This is a genomic window from Prevotella merdae, from assembly GCF_900290275.1.
Classification (GTDB): Bacteria; Bacteroidota; Bacteroidia; order Bacteroidales; family Bacteroidaceae; genus Prevotella; species Prevotella merdae.
Map to the genome: position 1 here is coordinate 805,344 of NZ_LT985324.1, position 18,411 is coordinate 823,754.

Consider the following 18,411-nt stretch of genomic DNA (forward strand, 5'->3'; position numbering starts at 1 on the left):
CCGAGCTGTGGTGGACTCCTTGCGGAGAAACCATGGCTTTTTTCGTTTACATACTGAAATTGAAGGTGAGTTCGTAATTGTTGCTACTATCTAATGTATCAGCCCTAGCGATAACCTTGAACTCAGCGAGGTTAGTTCGGAGTTCGCTGAACTGGAACGGACCATAATCTTTAGACTTCTTGTAAAATCCGATAGCGAAGCGGAAATGGCGGTTGATGCCGAGAATGTTATAGGAGCGTTTGCCAAAGTCAATGCGCACTTCCGAAAGCTGTTGCGTTTCGGGGTCGATGATGGCACGGCAGTCACTGAACAACACATCAGGTTTCGTAAAATACTTACCTCTGTTCGGGTCGCCCTCCTTATCAAAACGGAAAGAAATCTCGTCGCCATTATTTACACTAATCTTTCGGTCGTCATAAAAGCGGTTCCAGCCACGTCGCCGTGGAAGATACTCACGCACACCATTCTCATCCTTCTGTTTGCGACTTGTGCGTACCGAGTGTCGGAAAATGACTGGGGTAAGCCCTTGCCGGATATAATGGTGGGCATCCTGTATCACGAGAGTGCTGTCAGTGATGATACATTCAATGTGCATCTGCGTAGCCTGCTTCATCGTGGCAAACTTCAGAATGTCAGCTTGCAACGATTTTATCTGCGACGCAAGCGATTTGATATCCGTCTGTATCTTTAGGATATCTTCAGCGTTGACAGTGGTTGCTTTGGTGTTTCTGGAAACACGGAGACTGATATTTGCAATACCCTTTTGTAGATTTAAGATTGTTTCCTCCAAAGTTGAAAGCGAAGAGAAATACTTGGAGATATCAGCCTTGCACTTGTTCAAGTCCTGCACCTGCTGCGCACGCATGACTCCGGCACGCTCGGTAGTGGCTTGGCGTATGAGAATGGAATTGTTTGCAATTTGATTGATGCCAGTAGAGAGGTTCGCCTTTCCCAACGTGAAATACACGTTGTTGCGGTCATCCGAACCGATGGTGAGCGATGTCAGCACATAGCCGATGCGTGCAAGATCCGAGCGCCAATTATCAAGGCGACCCATATCCGTCTGCAGAGCAGCTTTGCCCAAAAGGTCAGCGATTTTCTGCAACAGTGCGCCCAGAACTTCGGGCGTTATAGCCTCTTCGCGCGTCTCGCTGCGAAATGAGGTGATGAGAGATGTGATAGATGAAATGTCAGCCATACTTTTGCTTGTTTTTAGCAAAGGTATGGCTGACTTTTAGATGGAGAAAAGACATTGTTAGTGATTATAGCGCACATACTTGTCGTCAAGAGCCTGGGCGACGACACCGACGAACTCGTGAGCGATGTTGTCGGAAAGGAAGTCGCGGAGGTTCATGACGGAAGCGTAGTACTTACGGGAGAACCAGGGCTTCTTCTTGCGCTTGCGTTCACGGCCGATGTCGCCATGATTACCTCTTGGAATCTCCTTGCCAGTACCGAAGTTCTGCCAAAGGCCATATTCGAGGAAGGACTGGCTTAGTCCTAACTCAATGAAACGACCATCCGCACGGACAGGTAGGGACTTGGGGCTGTGAAGCAAACGTCCGGTGTCGATTACACCGAGGAGAGTCATTTGCTCACGCCATATTTTGAGCATCGTATCGTTGAAGGCAAGAACGAACTTTTGCCTCTGCTCAAATGTTTGTTGTTCGGTAATTTGCTGATTCATAATGCAAAGATAAATTTCAATCATCTATTAATAAAAAGACATTTGTTTTATAAATCTCTCATATGTAATCTAACATGTAACAAAAATAGGATATAGATTAAAGATAATTATGAAAATATTTAGTTATTCTATGAGAGTTTATTATATTTGCAATTAATATTATATAAATCAAGATTATAATAAAAACAGAAGATGTGAACAATAGAAACCCTTTCTAATAAAAGGTAATTATAGGTTTATTTCTGAAAAATAATAAATATGACAGCAACCAAACAACAACTGGCGTTATTGGCAAAAATACAAAGGAAGGTATTAAAAGAAATAAAATGTCAATGTCCTGGATGTACAGAGTTTGCAATAAACTCTCACCTTCTACAGAGACATGGCATTTTAAATAACATTTCATGTTCTCACAAGTTTAGAGAGGTAAAATACAGATATCCTCTCTATTGGTTTGCAGATGATAATAATTGGGAGTTTAAGTCTATAGGTATAAACGAAGCACTGTCATATCCTATATTTTGTGCTAAGCATGACACAGAATTGTTTCGCAGTATTGAAGTAAAAGACTTCAATCTTGATAACTATAGAAACCAACTTTTATATAGTTATAGAGCATTATGTGGTGAGTTAGTAAAAATTGAAATAGTCGCTAATCAATGGTTAGAAATTATATCGAATAATGAAGAATTAAATATATCTGTCAATGATGAGGTATCTGAGCATATATACAAATTTTTATGTACTGGAACTTTTCTTCGTAGATTAAAGGACGAATTGACAGAAGAAATAAACCATAATAGTGGGCTCTTTTATTTCAAACATTATATTTATCCGAAACTTGATATTTATGCATCAGCAATATATGGAGAAGATGATCACTATGATTTGTCAGATGGAATAATGATTAGAGAATCAATATTGTTTATCCATATAATACCACGTGAGAATACATTGGATATAATTGTTGGATATCCCCAAAATCATGTAAATTCCCACATCCGGAAATATACAGAGTTATGGGGAAATCTAGATGCTAATTCATTAGGTTATATGCTTACAGATTTGTTTGCAACAAAAATCGAAAATTTTGGAATGTCAGAGGAACTATATAATAAAATACCAGAAGAAACAAAAATGAGATTTATAGAGTTCAAGAATCAGCATAGTAATGATGATGTCCCGATAGATTTTAATCTATTTGCTGGATTTTAATATTATAATTCCCATTCCTCTTCATTATAGCGTAGGTCAGTATAAACGTCCGTAGCTATTTGGAAGAAGGCACAGGCACAGCCTGAAAGGAAATACTTGTCTATTTCCTGAAAAGAGATACGAGGGTCGAGGTAGATGTGTTCTTCCTCGACTCTCGTTTTCTCTTGTATGAGCACCGACATGAATTGTCGGAATAGCTCACGCATAGTATCCATGCACTCCTGGCGTGCTTGCATATCGTCGAGTGCATGGCGCATAGCGAAGAATACTGTTTTTACTCTTCGTGTGTGCGGTGTTGTGTTTAGCTCTGTATATCCTTGTGATATATCAGAAACGGCAATAAAGTTGGCTGTGGATTGGAGATGCTGAATAGCTTCTTCAAATCCTTCCAGTCCGGAAACACGGCAGAATCGAAATTCTTCTGTCTTAGCTAATTTGTTTTTGGATGCAAGTCTTTCAAAGAAAGATGATGCATCCCAATTGATATTCTTGTCTGTCATTTCGTTTGTCGTTTGATGTCTTCAACTTCTTTAGCCTTAGCGTCGAGTTCTGTGAGTGCTCGCCATGTGTCCATAGAGAGCACCGCTTCCTCTTTGGTGATGTCACCTCTAGTAAGCGCACGGATCTGTGCGTTCATGGCAGTCCGTAGCACCTCGCCGATGGGCGGTGCATAGCCAAGTAGGTCTTCAGAAGAACAGGACACTGGCTGCAGGAAGTGCGGAAACAGATGGGCGAAGTAATGCTTCAGCGACGAGAACCAATAGAAAGAGTTGAGCAAAAGCGGTGTTGTGAGGTGACGCGACTTTACCTTTGGGTACAGAAGCGTGGCGAGGTCTTTCAATAAGGCATCGTTCTTGGTGTGGAGAAAGCCCTGATAGTAGTTGTCGGCAGAGATGAACGTCGAGAACGGCACGCCCTGGAAGTCGGCTTCGATGGCAGTGGCTCTTCCGATTTTGGAGATGCGAACCGGCAATGGTGCGAACTGTCGTAAGAAGTCCAATGTAGCCGTGGCTGCTTGCACTTGTCTGATGGTCAGCGTTGTTTCATGCTTGGGTGCTTGGCGGTGCTTTACGAGATAGCTGCCGTCATGCGTCTTGCACAACACCCTTAGGTCTGCCCATTTGAACAGGCAGAGAGTGAGTATTTCTTCCATTGGCAGATCATGCGAGAGCTGCGTGAAGAAATATTGGAGTTGGCTGTCAGATAGTGACTGCCAATCAGTGGGTAGGGATAAATTGAAAAATGCTTCCATACTGCGAAAGTACGGAAGCATTTGTATGGGGGAAAAGACAAATTGTTTATTCTGGTTTCTGCACAAACATGATTTTATCAAAAATATCACCTGCAGAAACGTTTACACGAACATAACGTCCATTCTGTGTTTCGTTGGGAGCAAATGTAACAGTGAGCGTATTTCCTTCCACCTTTGAAGATGTAAAGTTGCCTTTAACTTCGGAATAAAGTTTGTCATCATACGCAGGAACGTTTATAATGGTTTTAGTTTTATCACCCACCGACTCATTAACGTATTCAATCCAAAAATTCTTGTAATTCTTGCATTTGAAAGTATATGTACCGCCAGACTTTGGCACGCCAATAGCCTTGCCAAAACTTGGTGTTAGCGCTACTTCATAATTGTTCTTTTCCCATTTCATGGCATCCCAATCACCATCGTCTTTGCTGCATGAAGCTAAAGACAAGATGCAAGTAAAAAGCAACATGGTTGCAAATAGTCTCTTTTTCATTTGTTATATATTTAATGGTTTTAATTATAAAACGCACAACCTCTTTAAATGTTGCCTGGAAAATGCAACTTTTTCAGAAGAAATACCCACTTGCTCCTTTTTTATTTTTATATCCATGGTCTTCAAAGAGTTTGGCGGTGTCAGACTGTTTCCATTCAGCGAATACGTTGCCTTTGGCTAAACGTATGCTGTTCACTATGTCGATGATGCTTGGTATCGGATATTCACCGATGCGGAGAATAGAAAACTCAATGGCAGAGATGCGCTGATACATCCGCTTGTATTGAGCGGTGTCGAGAGTCATGTCCCATTTGTTGAGAGCGTTGGCCGTGCGAAGCATGTCCATGAGTTCCGGACTGAAGAACTCCGTTTCGAGGCGGTGCTCAATGGCGAGCAACTTGGCACGAGTGTCCTGGTATCGCAGCCAAATATGGTCAGCGAAGCCCAGTTGGTGCACAATGTCGAGCGTGGAAAACATCGTGGCAGCGAAGTAATTGAACTGCTCCGAAGCCGTCCAATGGTGAGCATCCGGAAGCAAGGTGAGGATAACGGCAAGCGCATCGTCGCGCTGTTTTTCAAGAGAAAGAAGAAGCCTCTCGATGCGCTCCTTAGATGCCGGTATCACATTCTGATTGCTGACAATGCCGAAACCGTTAGGCGTAAGGATGAGGTCGAGCTGTGGCACGGCGTGCAGCATCGCCTCTGCAGCCGTGATGATACGGCAGTAATGCAGGAGCGGTGTGCTGTCAGAGTACGTGCGGATGCGACTCATCGTGTCGGACGAAACGAAAGTGGCGGTAAGCCATTGCTCCGCCTGTAAGAGGTGATACTGTATCTTGTTGAAAAGAGAAAGCTCACCAGCAACCGCTTTGAGCGTGTTGGGAACGTACTTTCTTAGAGTTTCGTTGTCATTTATCAGATTGCTCATTGTCTTTGGATTTATTGATTGAAACTTGCTTTGCGTCCTTATTCTCATCGAGCGTGGTGAGTTGGATGAATGGGCAGTCCGGCTTGACCGCTGTCCATTTGTTGAAACGGATGATCAGTCGGTGAACGGAAAAAAGAAGGTCGTGGTAAGGCTTTTGCAGAGCCTGGGCGATGGTGTAAAGCTCGCGTTTGTCGCTGCCGGAGTTATTGGTCTGCGACTTGCCAGGCACCGAGCCTACAAGGTTGGAGTGGACTCGCATGGTAAAGCACATCATATTGATGGCTTCGACAATGTCCGTAGCCCAGTCGCCACCCTCCTTGTCCGTCTCGATTTTGTTGATGACCACGTCATGCTGCTCCTCACCATTGGGTGAAACATAGAACGTGGAGAAGAGCACCTTTCCACTGTTCTCCATGCCAGTAAGGAAGTTGATGATGTTGTCCTTCTCCTCGTTGACACGTTCCTGCTGCTTGACACGGTCAGTAATGCCCTCGACCTTGAAGATGTTGTTCCAAAAGGAGTTGGCAATCTCGATGTGGTACTTTATGGGAGCCGAGTTTCGGAGCTTCGCTTCCTTGGCGATGCCGATGAGCTGCTTGATGTTGAACCACTTGCCTTTGAAAAGAGCTGCGTAGTACGGTATTGGATAATACGTATTGTCGGGCGTAGGAATACGGCTGACGACAGCGAACTTCTTGATTTTCTTTCCTCTGTTCTGAAGGTCGGTGAATGGCGACTGTGGATTGAGAAGTTCGATGCGCTCGATGTCATCCGGACTGACCGTATTACGCCAGTTGGCATAAAGGATATAAGGTATCACGCCCGATTTGTCAGCAGGAGCAAAGCGGACGTAGCACGCTTGCTTGCGAACGATACGGACAATGCGACTGGCATCCTCATTGAGGATGATCACGCTGACGCAAAATCCGAAGTGCTTGAAGTCCTGGCACACACCGAGGAAGTAACTTGCGAGGTCGTTGTCAAGCATAAAGTCATCAACTTGCGACTGGACTTGTGCGGTGGCAAGCCCTGTGTCATAGACAAGTCCGCTGCCATAGCAGACTTCAGCGTTGAACATCTGGCAAGTGCTCATTGTCTCGTCAGACTCGATGAGGTCGATAATGTTGTACGGCATCTGATTGTCGCCTCCCCACGGGATGTACTTCATCTTGTCGTTGATGATGATTGGTGCGATGTTGTGCTCCTCCTTGAAGACTTCAGATGTCTTGGAGGTGAAGGCTGCGGAGGCGTGGGTTCTGGGGATAGTATGGACGGATGTAAATGTTAGTGTATCGGGCATAATATGTTGTTTTTGAGACAAAGATACAGTTGATTAAATGAGGCGGAAAAGACAAATAACATCATGTATAGTTGATATTGTGTAAAAATTAGTTAAAATAAACAGTTGGTTTCATTGTTTTCAAAAATAAAATGATTAATTTTGCGTTGAACGCAATGATTTTAAAAATGGAAGATATAAATAGATTAAAGGTTGTTCTTGCAGAAAAGAAAAGAACAAATAGCTGGCTTGCAAACGAACTTGGTAAGAATCCAGCCACTGTTTCAAAGTGGTGTACGAATAGTTCGCAACCAGATTTACCAACTTTGAAAAAAGTTGCAGAATTATTGGAGGTTGACGTAAAGGAGTTATTGTGGTCAACTAAGAAATAAATCATGGTAACAAAAATAAATATAGACGTTAATCAGTCACAACTGTTAAATGGTGATTGTCTTAAAGTTATGAAGACATTACCAGACGGTTCTATTGATTGTATCATAACAGACCCTCCTTATAATCTTGGGCTTTTCATGCATAAGCGTAATACCAATTTGGGGAAAATGCGTGATAACCAGTTTGCTTATGCTGGCTGGGACAATATGGAGTATAAGGCATGGAAAACGAACATGAATAAGTTCCTTTTTCAGTGTTCGCGTGTCTTAAAGAAAAGAGGAACGCTAATAGTATTTATGTCCGTTCTTAAAGTGGCAGATATCATAGAGCTTGCTCAAAAACATGGGTTTTATTATAAAACCACAGGAATTTGGCATAAGACCAATCCTATGCCTAGAAATATGAATATACATTTTGTTAATTCAACAGAATGTTGGATATATTTTATCAATAATGGGACTTCTGGAACGTTCAATAATAACGGAGAAGTGCTGCATGATTTTCTTGAGTCATCAGTATGTCCAAGTTCAGAAAAAAAATATGGCAAGCATCCAACACAAAAGCCACTATCCATATTGAATACACTAATCAATGTGTTAACAAATGTTGGTGATGTTGTTTTAGATCCATTTATGGGAAGTGGTTCTACATGTGTTTCTGCTGCCCTCAATAATAGACGTTACATTGGTATTGAACTTGACCAATCATATTACCAAATTGCTAACGATAGAATATTAAATATAAAAGAATTATCAAAATGATTATAGGAGACCTTTTTGCTGGTGTAGGAGGTATGTCGGAAGGATTTAGAATGGCTGGAGATTTCTCTGTTGCTTTTGCAATTGAATTCGACAAAGACATTGCATCAGCTTATCAAAAGAATCATCCTGAAACAGATGTGTATCCTTGCGATATTAGGGACGTTAATATTAATGAGCTCCATAAAAAACATCCTCATATAGATGTTATAATAGGAGGACCTCCATGTCAAGGATTCTCCCAAAAAGGGAAACGATTAAGTCTTGACGACCCTAGAAACTTCTTATTCCATCAATATGTAAGATTTGTTGAAGAGTTTAGACCTAAATATTTTGTTCTAGAAAATGTACCAGGGATTATAACAACATCAAGTGGATATTTTAAGGATGAAATAGTTGGTGCGTTCAATAGACTTGGGTATGAAGTAAAATACGGCATTCTTAAAGCCACAGATTTTGGCGTTCCACAAGACAGACATAGAGCTGTGTTTATTGGGCAAATGGGTAATATTGAGATTGAATTGCCTAAGCCTTTAGGGGTACGCACAACTATAAAGGATGCAATCTATGACCTCCCTTTCATTAACTCGGGTGAAGGGCATGAGGTTTCAGATTACGACAAGGAAGCAATAACTCCTTATCAAAAAGAATTAAGAGGGGAATGTAAAATTCTGTATAACCATGTTGCGACCAAACATAATGCAACAGCTTTGCGTCGAATGGCTATGGTACCTGTTGGCGAAGGCGGTAAGGTCTTACCAGAAGAAGAAAGAACGAAATCCATTTATAGTGGAACTTATTGTCGCCTACTGGAAGATGATGTCGCTGCGACGATTACTACTCGTTTTGACACGCCATCGTCTGGACGATTTACACATCCTTTTTTGAATAGATGTTTAACAGTAAGAGAAGCAGCTAGAATTCAGTCTTTCCCTGATGACTTCATTTTCTATGGTTCTAAAACTATTCAAATGAAAGAAGTAGGTAATGCTGTTCCTCCATTATTAGCGAAGGCTATTGCAAATGTAATTAAAAATAATGAGATATGATAAATCCTAAAGAGTACATACAAAGAGATGCTATTAATTCCTTAACAGGGATAAAATCATCACTTAGCAATCTTCGAAAAGTTATAGCACTTACATATTTACTTTACTTGGCTAACAACAAGAAATCTTCAATATTGTATGCTGAGAGTAAAGGAAATGGAATTGTGTTAAAGCAAGAATACAAATCATTTATTCAGAATTTCTTAAATAATAAAGATATTATTGAGAAAATAGATGAAAACCCTCTGTTAACTAGCCAAATTGAGTCTTTGTATGTTGGCATTACATTGATGTTTGCTTTGGGACGTTTAGGCTTTGAAAACAGTTCTTTGTCTATGACAAAAGAACGTACTGGTGGAGTTAGGTATCCTAAGAGAATTGATTTTGCAAGTAATATGATGACTTTTGATCTAATTCTTGATTCTAACTCAGAGGAGTCTGTTAAAGAAACGCTTTTAGCATGGCTGCAAAACGAGCAAATAGGAAACAATATAGAACAACGTATTTGTCTATTCTTAAATATATGTATAGAGAATAATTTGTTCAAACTCAGACATGGAGAAAATGATTTGTATTTCCAGACTGAGGGAATATACAAAAGCTTGATTTCTAGCAATGAAGTTTCCTTGGAGTCAGATGAAATTGTTGGGCCAACACGGATACTGAATAGTATGTTGAGAGAAAATCTTGTTCCTTGGCTTAATTACAAGAAGTCTTTAGTAACTGTTAACGAGAACTATAATTTTAATATTAAGGAGTATTCTGAGATATTAAATACTTCTCTAAGTATTAGGGATATCAAAGTTGAAAACAATGATGAAGTAGCTTCAAAAGAATTGGAAGTCAATGATCATGCTAACCATCATTTAGCTTTGCAGCAGATTTACTATGGTGCTCCAGGCACCGGAAAGTCGTATGAGATAAACGAAATTACCAGATCGTATTCTGCAATACGTACCACGTTTCATCCAGACAGCGACTACTCTACTTTTGTGGGAGCATATAAGCCTGTAATGTCGCAAGTGGATTTGCGTGACGTGTCTGGACATGTGGTTATAGAGGATGGTAAGAAACTGAAGGAAGAACGTATTACGTATAAGTATGTGAAGCAGGCGTTTCTGAAAGCTTACCTTGCTGCATGGCAGAAGTTCGCAATTGGCGGTGAGACTACAGATGTACAGTTTCTTATCATTGAGGAGATAAATAGAGGTAACTGTGCGCAGATATTCGGCGACTTATTCCAGCTGCTTGATCGTGCAGATAATGGATTTTCCACATATCCAATAGAGTCTGACACAGATTTGCAGACAGAGATAAGCAAAGCTTTCAGTGAAGATGGAGAATTTTCTCTTGGTGAAGGATTCAATATTGATGGTGTAGTTTCTGGATACGCAGGTATTACAGAGGCGGTAAAAGAAGGCCGAGTATTGTTATTGCCAAACAACTTGTATATTTGGGCGACTATGAATACAAGTGATCAGAGCTTGTTCCCAATAGACTCTGCATTTAAGCGCCGTTGGGACTGGAAATACGTGAAGATTACGGATGCCAAGAAGGACTGGAAGATAAAGTGCGGTTCTGAGGAATGTGACTGGTGGACTTTCGTTACCGAGATAAACAAGAAGATTGCCAAGGAAACAAGTAGCGACGACAAGAAGCTGGGCTATTTCTTCTGCAAGCCTGACACTTTAGGGTTTATTATATCAGAGGATAAGTTTATCGGCAAAGTGCTATTCTATTTGTGGAATGACGTGTTCAAGGACGGCGACACTTCTTTGTTTAAAGTTGGAGAAGACACTGAAGAAGCAACGTTTGAGGCATTCTATAAGGATGATAACACCGTTAACATAGAAGCTATCCGCAAGTTCTTAGTTGCTGTAGTCGGAGATAACAACATTAAGAGCGGAAACGAAGAAGGACCATCTTTAGATGGTAATCCTTCTAACGGTATAGATTACACAAAATACTCATTCAACGGTGAGACTCGTTTGTCAAAGAAAGACCTCGGATATAAAATTGTCATGAAGTACATCAATGAACATTCTGACAAAACTTTTGAAGAGCTTCAGAAAGATCTCGCTTTTGATGAAAGTGTAGATAACAAGTATAGATACAAGGGTGTTTTGGCAAAAGTCGAAGACATAAATGGAAGCTATCAGGATTGCTTTGGCGATGAACAAACTTCTTCAGATAGTGTTAATTATAAAGTTCTGACTTGGTGGAACAAGTATAACATTGATTTCATCATAAACTTTGCTAAGAAACAAGGTTGGTCAGTAGAAAAAGAAACGGAATAGGAATATGCGCATACTAATCGAAGAATACCAATATGACTATGAGGACGTCGCTGACGTTCTCAAGGGTCTTGGTGTGCTTCAGGACGTGGAAGGAAAAGTTAGTCTGAGTTATGTGGGCTACTTCTTCAATCCAGATCCCGACGTTAACGATTGTGTGTTTATTCTGCCAAAGGTCTTGCTTGAGGGTGCGTTCGGGCATGAAAAGGTGTTCGGTCATATCGAACCTAAGGACTTGATAAATGCGGACGACAGCAAAGAGCTGAAAACGGAGGAATATACCTTCATCTATAATCTGAGCGTTTGGATATATCGTGCCATCTGCGTTTTTAAAGACCATGAGTTCGACCGCATGGACAGTCCGAAGAATCAGCCAAGCATCGTGCTCTATCGGCGAGCCCCGATGATGGGACACATGAAAAAGCGCCGTGCCAACACTTTTTTGGACGTGTTGCTTGCCTTGCAGGAATGGAACCGTAAGAACGAGAGCTTCGTGATGTTCGTGGTCAAGAATTTGCACTCCGGCGTGAACAAGATAAACTGGACACGGACCATATCGAAAAGCCAAGCCATCATACAGGACGGCACGGGAGGCTCACGCCGCCAAGACGTTAGCTATCTAAACCCCGTGAACAAGAAGCGTCAGATAAACTTTGACGAGGAACTTCTTGTCATTTACTATAGCATCCTTCAGCACATGCAGGACGAGTATGGTTTCCCCGTACGCATCAATGTAAACTTCCCTTTGATAAGAGGTGAAAAGTTTAAACGATATGTTAGAGGATTTGGGAAGCGTCGTCTGAAACAAATTAAGTATAAATATTTTTCAGACAAAGCACTGGAGTTATGGGAATTGTGCTATGCTTTTTTTGACCGTCCTGAAAACATTACTCTTAATATAGACCAGAAGGAATATCTTTTGGTCAAGAGTTTCCATATAGTGTTTGAAGCAATCATAGATGAATTGATAGCAGGAGACCAAAGAAAACAACTGCCAAAGGATTTGAAAGATCAGCCCGACGGCAAGCGTGTGGACCACATGTATCAATACAAAGAGTTGACCAATAACGATAACGATGACAACATCTACTATATTGGTGACTCCAAGTATTACAAACGAGGTAATGCTCTCGGTGTAGAGAGTGTATACAAGCAGTTTACTTATGCACGTAATGTGATACAGTGGAACCTTGACCTCTTTAATGATGGAAAGAAGGAAGACCAAGACGGACACGTTAAACTGCGTGATGACGTCACTGAGGGATATAATGTTATCCCGAACTTCTTTATTTCTGCCAACCAGAATGTACTCAGCGCAGATGACGACATACATCTGCTGGACAGCTCAAAGCCGGAGGATAAACGGAGGCAAGCATATTACTTAAGCCGTCAGTTTGACAATCGTCTCTTCGACCGTGACACGTTCCTTCTGGCACATTATGATGTCAACTTTCTGTTTGTGGTGTCATTGTACGGCAGGAACAATACAGTAAGAAAAGCGGAATGGCGAAAGAAGGTGCGCATGATGTTTCGTGAAGAGATACAGGAGATGCTGAAGAAGAACTTCGCGTTCTATGCTATGACGGCACATGCCAATGTTAACGCTGAAGAATACATAAAAGACAATTTCCAGTTGTTGCTCGGCAAGGTGTTCCATCCGTTTGAAAACAGAGAAGGCAGCGACCAGCAGTATTATTCTTTGGCTTTGCGCAATCCTGATAAAGAATATGAGTATTACAAGAATGTGAAGCATGACGCTATACGGGCAGAAGAAGCACGTAGGCTAATAGCTGATGAAAACGAACAAGTGATGTTCGACCTAAAGCAAGCTTTCTATGTAGCACCATGTGAGTTAGGTGTGGACCCTCGGAGTCTTCCAGAGGATGTCATGCCGATAGTGGAACCACGGTCGCATGACGAGATTCCCAAACAGTTTCTTACGATGCACTATTTGGAGAACTACGCATATACTACTATTCTTATCGGCATAGTAAACGGACTTGACCATTTGCACTGGATATTCAGTCGAAAGGGTGGCAAGCGCGACGATGCCTATAATGTGCGTCTTGGCAAGGATGTCCATGGCGGTGTTGTGAAGAGCCGTGACTATGTGAAACACGCTAAGTTTGTTATTCTGTATATGGATGGCGAGAAGAAAGTGTACAAGGCGTTTCGTGTAAAAAATACTGGTGAACTGAGTCGTGAGCAGATGATTAATCAAGGATATGTTAATCCTCGACATGATCGGTATTTCTGTTATTTCTTTGACGAGGAAATAACTCTTGGAGAGTTCGACATAAACGGAATTATTCAGGCAGAGAAATTAAAGTCTGCTGCGTATGACAAGGGTATGCCTATATATTTGAAAGGAAGTGAAATGATAAAATATAGAAAGTAAAGACATGGCAAAGAAATTTGAAATAAGAAATAGTACGGCAGAGTTTCTGACCTTTGTTGCAGAAGGTAAGGAACAGGGAATACAGGTATTGTATAAAGACGAAACGGTATGGGCTACGCAGAAGGCAATGGCTGTACTCTTTGATGTTGATAGAAGTGTGATAACCAAGCACCTGAAAAACATCTTTGAAACAAAAGAACTGCAACAAGATTCAGTATGTGCAAAAATTGCACATACTGCCGAGGACGGTAAAAAATACAATACGCAGTTTTATAATCTCGATGCTATCATTTCTGTTGGCTATCGCGTTAATTCTATACGTGCCACACAATTTCGTCAATGGTGTACATACGTCATCCGCCAATTTTCATTGCGTGGATATATCATAGACAAGAAACGTATGGAGAACGGCTCATTCATTGGAGAAGATTACTTTGAGCACTTGTTGGCAGAAATTCGTGAGATAAGATTGAGCGAGCGTCGCTTTTATCAGAAACTTACGGATATATATGCCACGGCCATTGATTACAACAAGGATGCCCCAACCACTCGGCTTTTCTATAAGAAAGTTCAGAATAAGATGCATTATGCCGTTCATGGGCACACTGCTGCAGAACTTATTGTTGAGCGTGCGAACGCAGAAAAGGAGCACATGGGGTTGACGACATGGGAAAATGCTCCAGATGGAAAGATTGTTAAACCTGATGTGAGCATTGCCAAGAATTATCTGAAACAAGTTGAGCTGGAAGACATGGGCAGACTCGTCAACTCTGTTCTTGACATGGCAGAACGTATGGCTAAGCGACATATCCCTATGTCAATGGAAGATTGGGCAAAACGAATAGACATCATCCTTGAAGCTGGAGGTGATGCCGTTTTGCATGATGCCGGGAAGGTGACGGCTGAGTTTGCAAAGAGTTTTGCGGAGTCAGAGTTTGAAAAATATAGAGTTATACAAGACAAATTATTCAGCTCAGATTTTGATAAGTTCAATAATCTGCTGCCGTTTGATGATAGTGACAAAATATAGTATTACTATATAATTACAGAATTATTTAAGATAAAGCGATTAAATTTTTATGCGGAAATTTGGTGTAATCAAGATAAATATGTATTTTTGCATAAAATTTTAATCGTTATGAAAATAGACAATAACTTTTCTCCCATATTACGACCTGCAATAAGAGAGTGTGATGAAAATATAGCATCGCACTCTTTGCAGGAGTTATATGAGATAAAGAAAAACAGGCTTGGGCTTTCTGATAGAGCAATACAAAAATTATTGGGTATTCAATTAAATAGCCTAAAACCTATTCTTGAGGGAACGGCGAAACAAATTAATTTGGTTAATTTCATAAAATTAGCGAATTTCATTGGCATTGAGTTTGAACAGTTGGCATCATCATACTTGCCAACAATGGACGCTGATGTTATTGGCGAAATTCAAGATGCGCGAGATGCTGGATATTTAGTAGAGATGTTTGATTTGCAGACATTAAAGAAATGTGGCTTTCTAACATCTGAAAATAGTACCAAAAATATAGTTTCTCGAATAAAGAAGTTCTTTAATCTAAAAAGCCTGTATGATTTTGCATCTGATGATTTAGGACGTGCATTTAGTAGGACAAAGAAGACCTCAAATGAGAAGATGAGGGAGTTTTGGATCCGCTCGGCTTACACTCAATTTATTTCAATAGACAACCCCAATAAATATAGTCGTTCAAAATTAATAGAAATAATACCTAAAATAAAACCGTATTCAAGAAATGAAGAATATGGATTAATAACAGTTGCAAAAGCATTATATTCAATTGGAGTTACGGTAATTTATCAACCTTGTTTAAGCAAAGAACAAGTTCGAGGGGCGACTTTGTGCATAAACGAAAAGCCATGTATCGTTATATCTGACTTAGGGAAAAAATACCCAACTTTATGGTTTTCACTTATGCATGAATTGTATCATGTTCTCTATGATTTAGAGGATATTTCCAGAAAATGCTACCATATAAGCAGTGATTATGGCGACTTAATGTTGACGAACGAGGATAGAGCAGATTACTTTGCTCAGCAAATTTTGTTGAGTGATGACAAACTAAATTTTATAGAAGGATATATAAATTCACATATAAACGTGTTATCTTATGCGCAACAATGGGGTATCCATCCGTCTATTATTTATTCAACATATTGTTATAAGTATGATGCATGGGCTAAATTTAACAAATATATCCCCAATACAACAAAAGCACTAAAGACTATAAATATGAATCCTTTTGAGTCTTCAGAGTTGGTCCAAAACGCAAAACAAATAAAAAAACTTTTAATTGTAAATAATTATGAGTAAAGAAAAATTAGAACTTGAGGAACTTGCTTTAAAAAAGGAGCAAGCTAAAGAGAGAGAGATTGAATTGTTGTTGTTAAAAGCAAATGAAAGTAAAGAGGAATCACTTCTCTTCACGAGTGACGGCAATATAGAAATTCGTAATGAAATTGATACTATATTGGATAAACCAATAGATAATCCTAAAGAGAAATATGATCTTTATTACAATGTGGTACGTAAGCTTTTGAGAAAATACCTCCCTAAAGGTAAAAATAATGAGGTGGCCAGAAAGCCCATCTATGAAGAAATTAATACATATTTAACGCGTGGTCAAAGAAAGGATAAAAGAGGATATCGCCATGCTGATAGTCGTATGGCCTACAGTGTTGACTATAAAGAATTAGTTAATATTCTTAGCGAATGGGCTGCTAATAGCCGTAATGTTTATGGACTTTACGATAGACTTAGAGATTTGAACAAATCTAAGGGATATGGAGTTTCTGATATGGAAAAATAAATTTTACATATATACCTCAATTCCATTCACCTCAAATATACACACATCGCGAAGCTGCCGGATTTCGTTGGAGTCCAGCAGCTTCATTCTTCTTGTGCCTTTGTAGAAGTCATATTTGAGGGAGATGCAGCGGTGCCAGGACTGGATTTCACCGCTGCGAGTCCAGAGACGGATGTCGATGGGTTCGGGACTGGATAGGATTTTGCGGAGTGTGGTGATGTATATTGATTGCATAGCGATGTGGATTAGTCGAAGGTGCGGTAGAAAGGATCATCGAAGATGTTGTTGCCGTAGTCGATGGTGAATGGGAAATGATGGCTGCTGTACTTGTACTTGAACTTGATGCTGTTCGTGGCGTTGTCGGCATCGGAGATTTCACTGTTTATGTCAGTGATGGTGATGGGTGCCACGGCACCGCCTTTCTCCACGATGTTGACATGGCGAGAAAGGAGGAGGTGGGAGAAGTGCTTGGCTTCCTCGAAGGTAAGCATCGAGGACTCTACGTCATACTCGTAGGCTGACTTGTCATCATAGAAGGTGGTGACACCGAGCGAGGTGGCAGTGGAACGGTCGAGGTCGAGCTTGCTCTTGGTGACGCAAGTGAGGTGTATGTATTCATCGCAGTTGAATTCATTGCGCACGAGCAGCGTGAGGTTCGGCGTACGGTCAGTGACATAGAACGTCTTGGCAAGAAAGCCACGATGTACGGTAAACTGGAGCAGTCGGCACTTGCTGCCGATGCGGGTTTCTATAGCAATAGGACTTATAATGTTACGTATCAAGGTGGAGTTCTTGGTGTCCACCTTAGCATCCTCGATGCGAACCATGCGAGGTATTGACTCGCCATCGAAGAGAGCCAGACACTCGGTGTAGCCCTGCAACGTGACATCAGGCAAGTAAAACGCTGAAAGTGCCTGAAACGAATTGCGTGGAATAGTGAACATCGAGCGTGTGGTGAGGAAGAACAGCTGTACGAAGCCCATGGCATTTGTAGCGAGGCTCAGACGAGAGTAAATGAAATGGCGCTCCGGCGTGGTCGCCTCCTCTGTCTTTGTGTCCGCCGTGATGACGAAGTTGGAGAAGACACGCTGCTTATCCAACAAGTGACCCTCGATGATGGAGCGAGCATCATAGAGCATGGCGATGTTGTTGTAAGGGTAAAGCGTAGTTTCAAAGATAGTGTCAGGACCACATGCGATAGTGACATATACCGAAGCAGCATCAGTAGATATTTCTATCTCCGATGGGATGTTGCAAGTGAAGACGTAGAGAGAAGGATTATAATTGATTTTCAGCATGACCTTTTTGTTTTCAAAGATAACAGGCTTTGCCTGTATAAGAAAAGACCCAACCGCAGCGTTGCTCTGCACGGCTCGAAGGACAAAGGGCTTTAGTATGGAGTGTAGGCAAGTGCGGACTTGCTACGATCTTGCAGCAGCGACAGAAGAAAGCCCGACTCCTTCGAGCCGGGCGGAAGTGGAAGACTGCCTAAGCAGCCTTTTCAGCCTTTGGCTTGCGCCCTCTTTTCTTCTTTGGCTTTTCCTCTACTGGAGCTGGCTCCGGCTTCTGCACCTCCTGCACCGCAGCCCCTTGTGGGGCTTTAGCTTTTGCAATCTCTTGCGAGAGGCGTGCGAGGCAATTATCAGAGATGTTCAATCCCAACCTCTTTTTGAGGAGGAAGGCGAGGCGCATAGCCTTGTATGCACTTGTGCAATACATCTTATCTGAGCTGTTATCGCTTGTGTAAACGACCCATACATTGTTTGTGGACTTGCCGGAATTGGCTTTAGCTGCTAAAATGACATTTGAAGTATTCATAACTTTC

Annotated in this window: 18 protein-coding genes; 9 read left to right on the forward strand and 9 right to left on the reverse strand. The window is 41.2% G+C overall.

The window, feature by feature from the left end; translation table 11 throughout:
* Positions 1-46: 46 nt before the first annotated feature.
* Complete coding sequence (locus C9991_RS09875; protein ID WP_106812363.1) at positions 47-1,198, reverse strand: hypothetical protein; 1,152 nt, start codon at positions 1,196-1,198, stop codon at positions 47-49.
* A 57-nt stretch (positions 1,199-1,255) separates the two neighbouring features.
* Complete coding sequence (locus tag C9991_RS09880) at positions 1,256-1,687, reverse strand: hypothetical protein (protein WP_106812364.1); 432 nt, start codon at positions 1,685-1,687, stop codon at positions 1,256-1,258.
* A 258-nt stretch (positions 1,688-1,945) separates the two neighbouring features.
* Here C9991_RS09880 and C9991_RS09885 point away from each other — a divergent pair, with 258 nt between their 5' ends.
* Positions 1,946-2,902 carry a hypothetical protein gene (locus tag C9991_RS09885; RefSeq protein ID WP_106812365.1) on the forward strand — a complete coding sequence of 319 codons (957 nt, stop codon included), beginning with the start codon at positions 1,946-1,948 and terminating at the stop codon, positions 2,900-2,902.
* A gap of 2 nt (positions 2,903-2,904) precedes the next feature.
* Here C9991_RS09885 and C9991_RS09890 read toward each other — a convergent pair whose 3' ends face one another.
* The 5 genes from C9991_RS09890 to C9991_RS09910 all read right to left on the reverse strand — a co-directional run bounded on the left by C9991_RS09890 (position 2,905) and on the right by C9991_RS09910 (position 6,875).
* Positions 2,905-3,402, reverse strand: coding sequence for a hypothetical protein (locus C9991_RS09890; protein WP_106812366.1), 498 nt, complete (start codon positions 3,400-3,402; stop codon positions 2,905-2,907).
* Positions 3,399-4,055: a hypothetical protein gene (locus C9991_RS09895; RefSeq protein WP_106812367.1), complete on the reverse strand. Its 657-nt coding sequence runs from the start codon at positions 4,053-4,055 to the stop codon at positions 3,399-3,401. The genes C9991_RS09890 and C9991_RS09895 overlap by 4 nt, the downstream gene beginning before the upstream one ends.
* Positions 4,056-4,200: 145 nt before the next feature.
* Positions 4,201-4,647, reverse strand: a complete 447-nt coding sequence (locus tag C9991_RS09900) for a DUF4097 family beta strand repeat-containing protein (protein WP_232823297.1) — start codon at positions 4,645-4,647, stop codon at positions 4,201-4,203.
* A 73-nt stretch (positions 4,648-4,720) separates the two neighbouring features.
* Complete coding sequence (locus tag C9991_RS09905; RefSeq protein ID WP_106812368.1) at positions 4,721-5,575, reverse strand: DUF6712 family protein; 855 nt, start codon at positions 5,573-5,575, stop codon at positions 4,721-4,723.
* Positions 5,556-6,875: a hypothetical protein gene (locus C9991_RS09910; protein ID WP_232823298.1), complete on the reverse strand. Its 1,320-nt coding sequence runs from the start codon at positions 6,873-6,875 to the stop codon at positions 5,556-5,558. The genes C9991_RS09905 and C9991_RS09910 overlap by 20 nt, the downstream gene beginning before the upstream one ends.
* A 167-nt stretch (positions 6,876-7,042) precedes the next feature.
* On the opposite strand from C9991_RS09910, the gene C9991_RS09915 reads away from it, so the two are divergent.
* From C9991_RS09915 to C9991_RS09950, 8 genes are all read left to right on the forward strand, one after another.
* On the forward strand, positions 7,043-7,246 hold the full coding sequence (locus C9991_RS09915; protein ID WP_198643810.1) for a helix-turn-helix transcriptional regulator: 204 nt from the start codon (positions 7,043-7,045) through the stop codon (positions 7,244-7,246).
* A gap of 69 nt (positions 7,247-7,315) precedes the next feature.
* On the forward strand, positions 7,316-8,008 hold the full coding sequence (locus C9991_RS09920; protein WP_232823299.1) for a DNA-methyltransferase: 693 nt from the start codon (positions 7,316-7,318) through the stop codon (positions 8,006-8,008).
* A complete protein-coding gene (locus C9991_RS09925; protein WP_106812370.1) occupies positions 8,005-9,054 on the forward strand; it encodes a DNA cytosine methyltransferase in 1,050 nt (349 codons plus the stop codon). Before C9991_RS09920 ends, C9991_RS09925 begins: the two co-directional genes overlap by 4 nt.
* Positions 9,051-11,351 (forward strand): hypothetical protein, encoded by a 2,301-nt coding sequence (locus C9991_RS17080; protein WP_232823300.1) that lies wholly within the window; start codon positions 9,051-9,053, stop codon positions 11,349-11,351. Before C9991_RS09925 ends, C9991_RS17080 begins: the two co-directional genes overlap by 4 nt.
* A gap of 4 nt (positions 11,352-11,355) precedes the next feature.
* The gene (locus C9991_RS09935; protein ID WP_106812371.1) at positions 11,356-13,746 is read left to right on the forward strand and encodes a restriction endonuclease; all 2,391 of its coding nucleotides are present in this window, start codon (positions 11,356-11,358) and stop codon (positions 13,744-13,746) included.
* Positions 13,747-13,750: 4 nt separating this feature from the next.
* Positions 13,751-14,776 carry a virulence RhuM family protein gene (locus tag C9991_RS09940; RefSeq protein ID WP_106812372.1) on the forward strand — a complete coding sequence of 342 codons (1,026 nt, stop codon included), beginning with the start codon at positions 13,751-13,753 and terminating at the stop codon, positions 14,774-14,776.
* 108 nt (positions 14,777-14,884) lie between these two features.
* The gene (locus C9991_RS09945; RefSeq protein ID WP_106812373.1) at positions 14,885-16,090 is read left to right on the forward strand and encodes an ImmA/IrrE family metallo-endopeptidase; all 1,206 of its coding nucleotides are present in this window, start codon (positions 14,885-14,887) and stop codon (positions 16,088-16,090) included.
* Positions 16,083-16,586 carry a hypothetical protein gene (locus C9991_RS09950; protein WP_106812374.1) on the forward strand — a complete coding sequence of 168 codons (504 nt, stop codon included), beginning with the start codon at positions 16,083-16,085 and terminating at the stop codon, positions 16,584-16,586. The genes C9991_RS09945 and C9991_RS09950 overlap by 8 nt, the downstream gene beginning before the upstream one ends.
* Before the next feature lie 245 nt (positions 16,587-16,831).
* Here the strand turns inward: C9991_RS09950 and C9991_RS09960 are convergent, their stop codons facing one another.
* Entirely contained in the window at positions 16,832-17,884 is a 1,053-nt protein-coding gene (locus tag C9991_RS09960; RefSeq protein ID WP_106812376.1) for a hypothetical protein, read from the reverse strand.
* Positions 17,885-18,074: 190 nt separating this feature from the next.
* Positions 18,075-18,404: a hypothetical protein gene (locus C9991_RS09965; protein ID WP_157949436.1), complete on the reverse strand. Its 330-nt coding sequence runs from the start codon at positions 18,402-18,404 to the stop codon at positions 18,075-18,077.
* Positions 18,405-18,411: the final 7 nt, after the last annotated feature.

What these genes read in the sequence shown, in the direction of transcription:
- C9991_RS09950 (WP_106812374.1), top strand. Translation starts at nt 16,083, where the DNA reads ATGAGTAAAGAAAAATTAGAACTTGAGGAACTTGCTTTAAAAAAGGAG.
- C9991_RS09935 (WP_106812371.1), top strand. Translation starts at nt 11,356, where the DNA reads ATGCGCATACTAATCGAAGAATACCAATATGACTATGAGGACGTCGCT.
- C9991_RS09905 (WP_106812368.1), bottom strand. Translation starts at nt 5,575, where the DNA reads ATGAGCAATCTGATAAATGACAACGAAACTCTAAGAAAGTACGTTCCC.
- C9991_RS09945 (WP_106812373.1), top strand. Translation starts at nt 14,885, where the DNA reads ATGAAAATAGACAATAACTTTTCTCCCATATTACGACCTGCAATAAGA.
- C9991_RS09940 (WP_106812372.1), top strand. Translation starts at nt 13,751, where the DNA reads ATGGCAAAGAAATTTGAAATAAGAAATAGTACGGCAGAGTTTCTGACC.
- C9991_RS09915 (WP_198643810.1), top strand. Translation starts at nt 7,043, where the DNA reads ATGGAAGATATAAATAGATTAAAGGTTGTTCTTGCAGAAAAGAAAAGA.
- C9991_RS09890 (WP_106812366.1), bottom strand. Translation starts at nt 3,402, where the DNA reads ATGACAGACAAGAATATCAATTGGGATGCATCATCTTTCTTTGAAAGA.
- C9991_RS09875 (WP_106812363.1), bottom strand. Translation starts at nt 1,198, where the DNA reads ATGGCTGACATTTCATCTATCACATCTCTCATCACCTCATTTCGCAGC.
- C9991_RS09900 (WP_232823297.1), bottom strand. Translation starts at nt 4,647, where the DNA reads ATGAAAAAGAGACTATTTGCAACCATGTTGCTTTTTACTTGCATCTTG.
- C9991_RS09920 (WP_232823299.1), top strand. Translation starts at nt 7,316, where the DNA reads ATGAAGACATTACCAGACGGTTCTATTGATTGTATCATAACAGACCCT.
- C9991_RS09960 (WP_106812376.1), bottom strand. Translation starts at nt 17,884, where the DNA reads ATGCTGAAAATCAATTATAATCCTTCTCTCTACGTCTTCACTTGCAAC.
- C9991_RS09880 (WP_106812364.1), bottom strand. Translation starts at nt 1,687, where the DNA reads ATGAATCAGCAAATTACCGAACAACAAACATTTGAGCAGAGGCAAAAG.
- C9991_RS09885 (WP_106812365.1), top strand. Translation starts at nt 1,946, where the DNA reads ATGACAGCAACCAAACAACAACTGGCGTTATTGGCAAAAATACAAAGG.
- C9991_RS09910 (WP_232823298.1), bottom strand. Translation starts at nt 6,875, where the DNA reads ATGCCCGATACACTAACATTTACATCCGTCCATACTATCCCCAGAACC.
- C9991_RS09895 (WP_106812367.1), bottom strand. Translation starts at nt 4,055, where the DNA reads ATGGAAGAAATACTCACTCTCTGCCTGTTCAAATGGGCAGACCTAAGG.
- C9991_RS09925 (WP_106812370.1), top strand. Translation starts at nt 8,005, where the DNA reads ATGATTATAGGAGACCTTTTTGCTGGTGTAGGAGGTATGTCGGAAGGA.
- C9991_RS09965 (WP_157949436.1), bottom strand. Translation starts at nt 18,404, where the DNA reads ATGAATACTTCAAATGTCATTTTAGCAGCTAAAGCCAATTCCGGCAAG.
- C9991_RS17080 (WP_232823300.1), top strand. Translation starts at nt 9,051, where the DNA reads ATGATAAATCCTAAAGAGTACATACAAAGAGATGCTATTAATTCCTTA.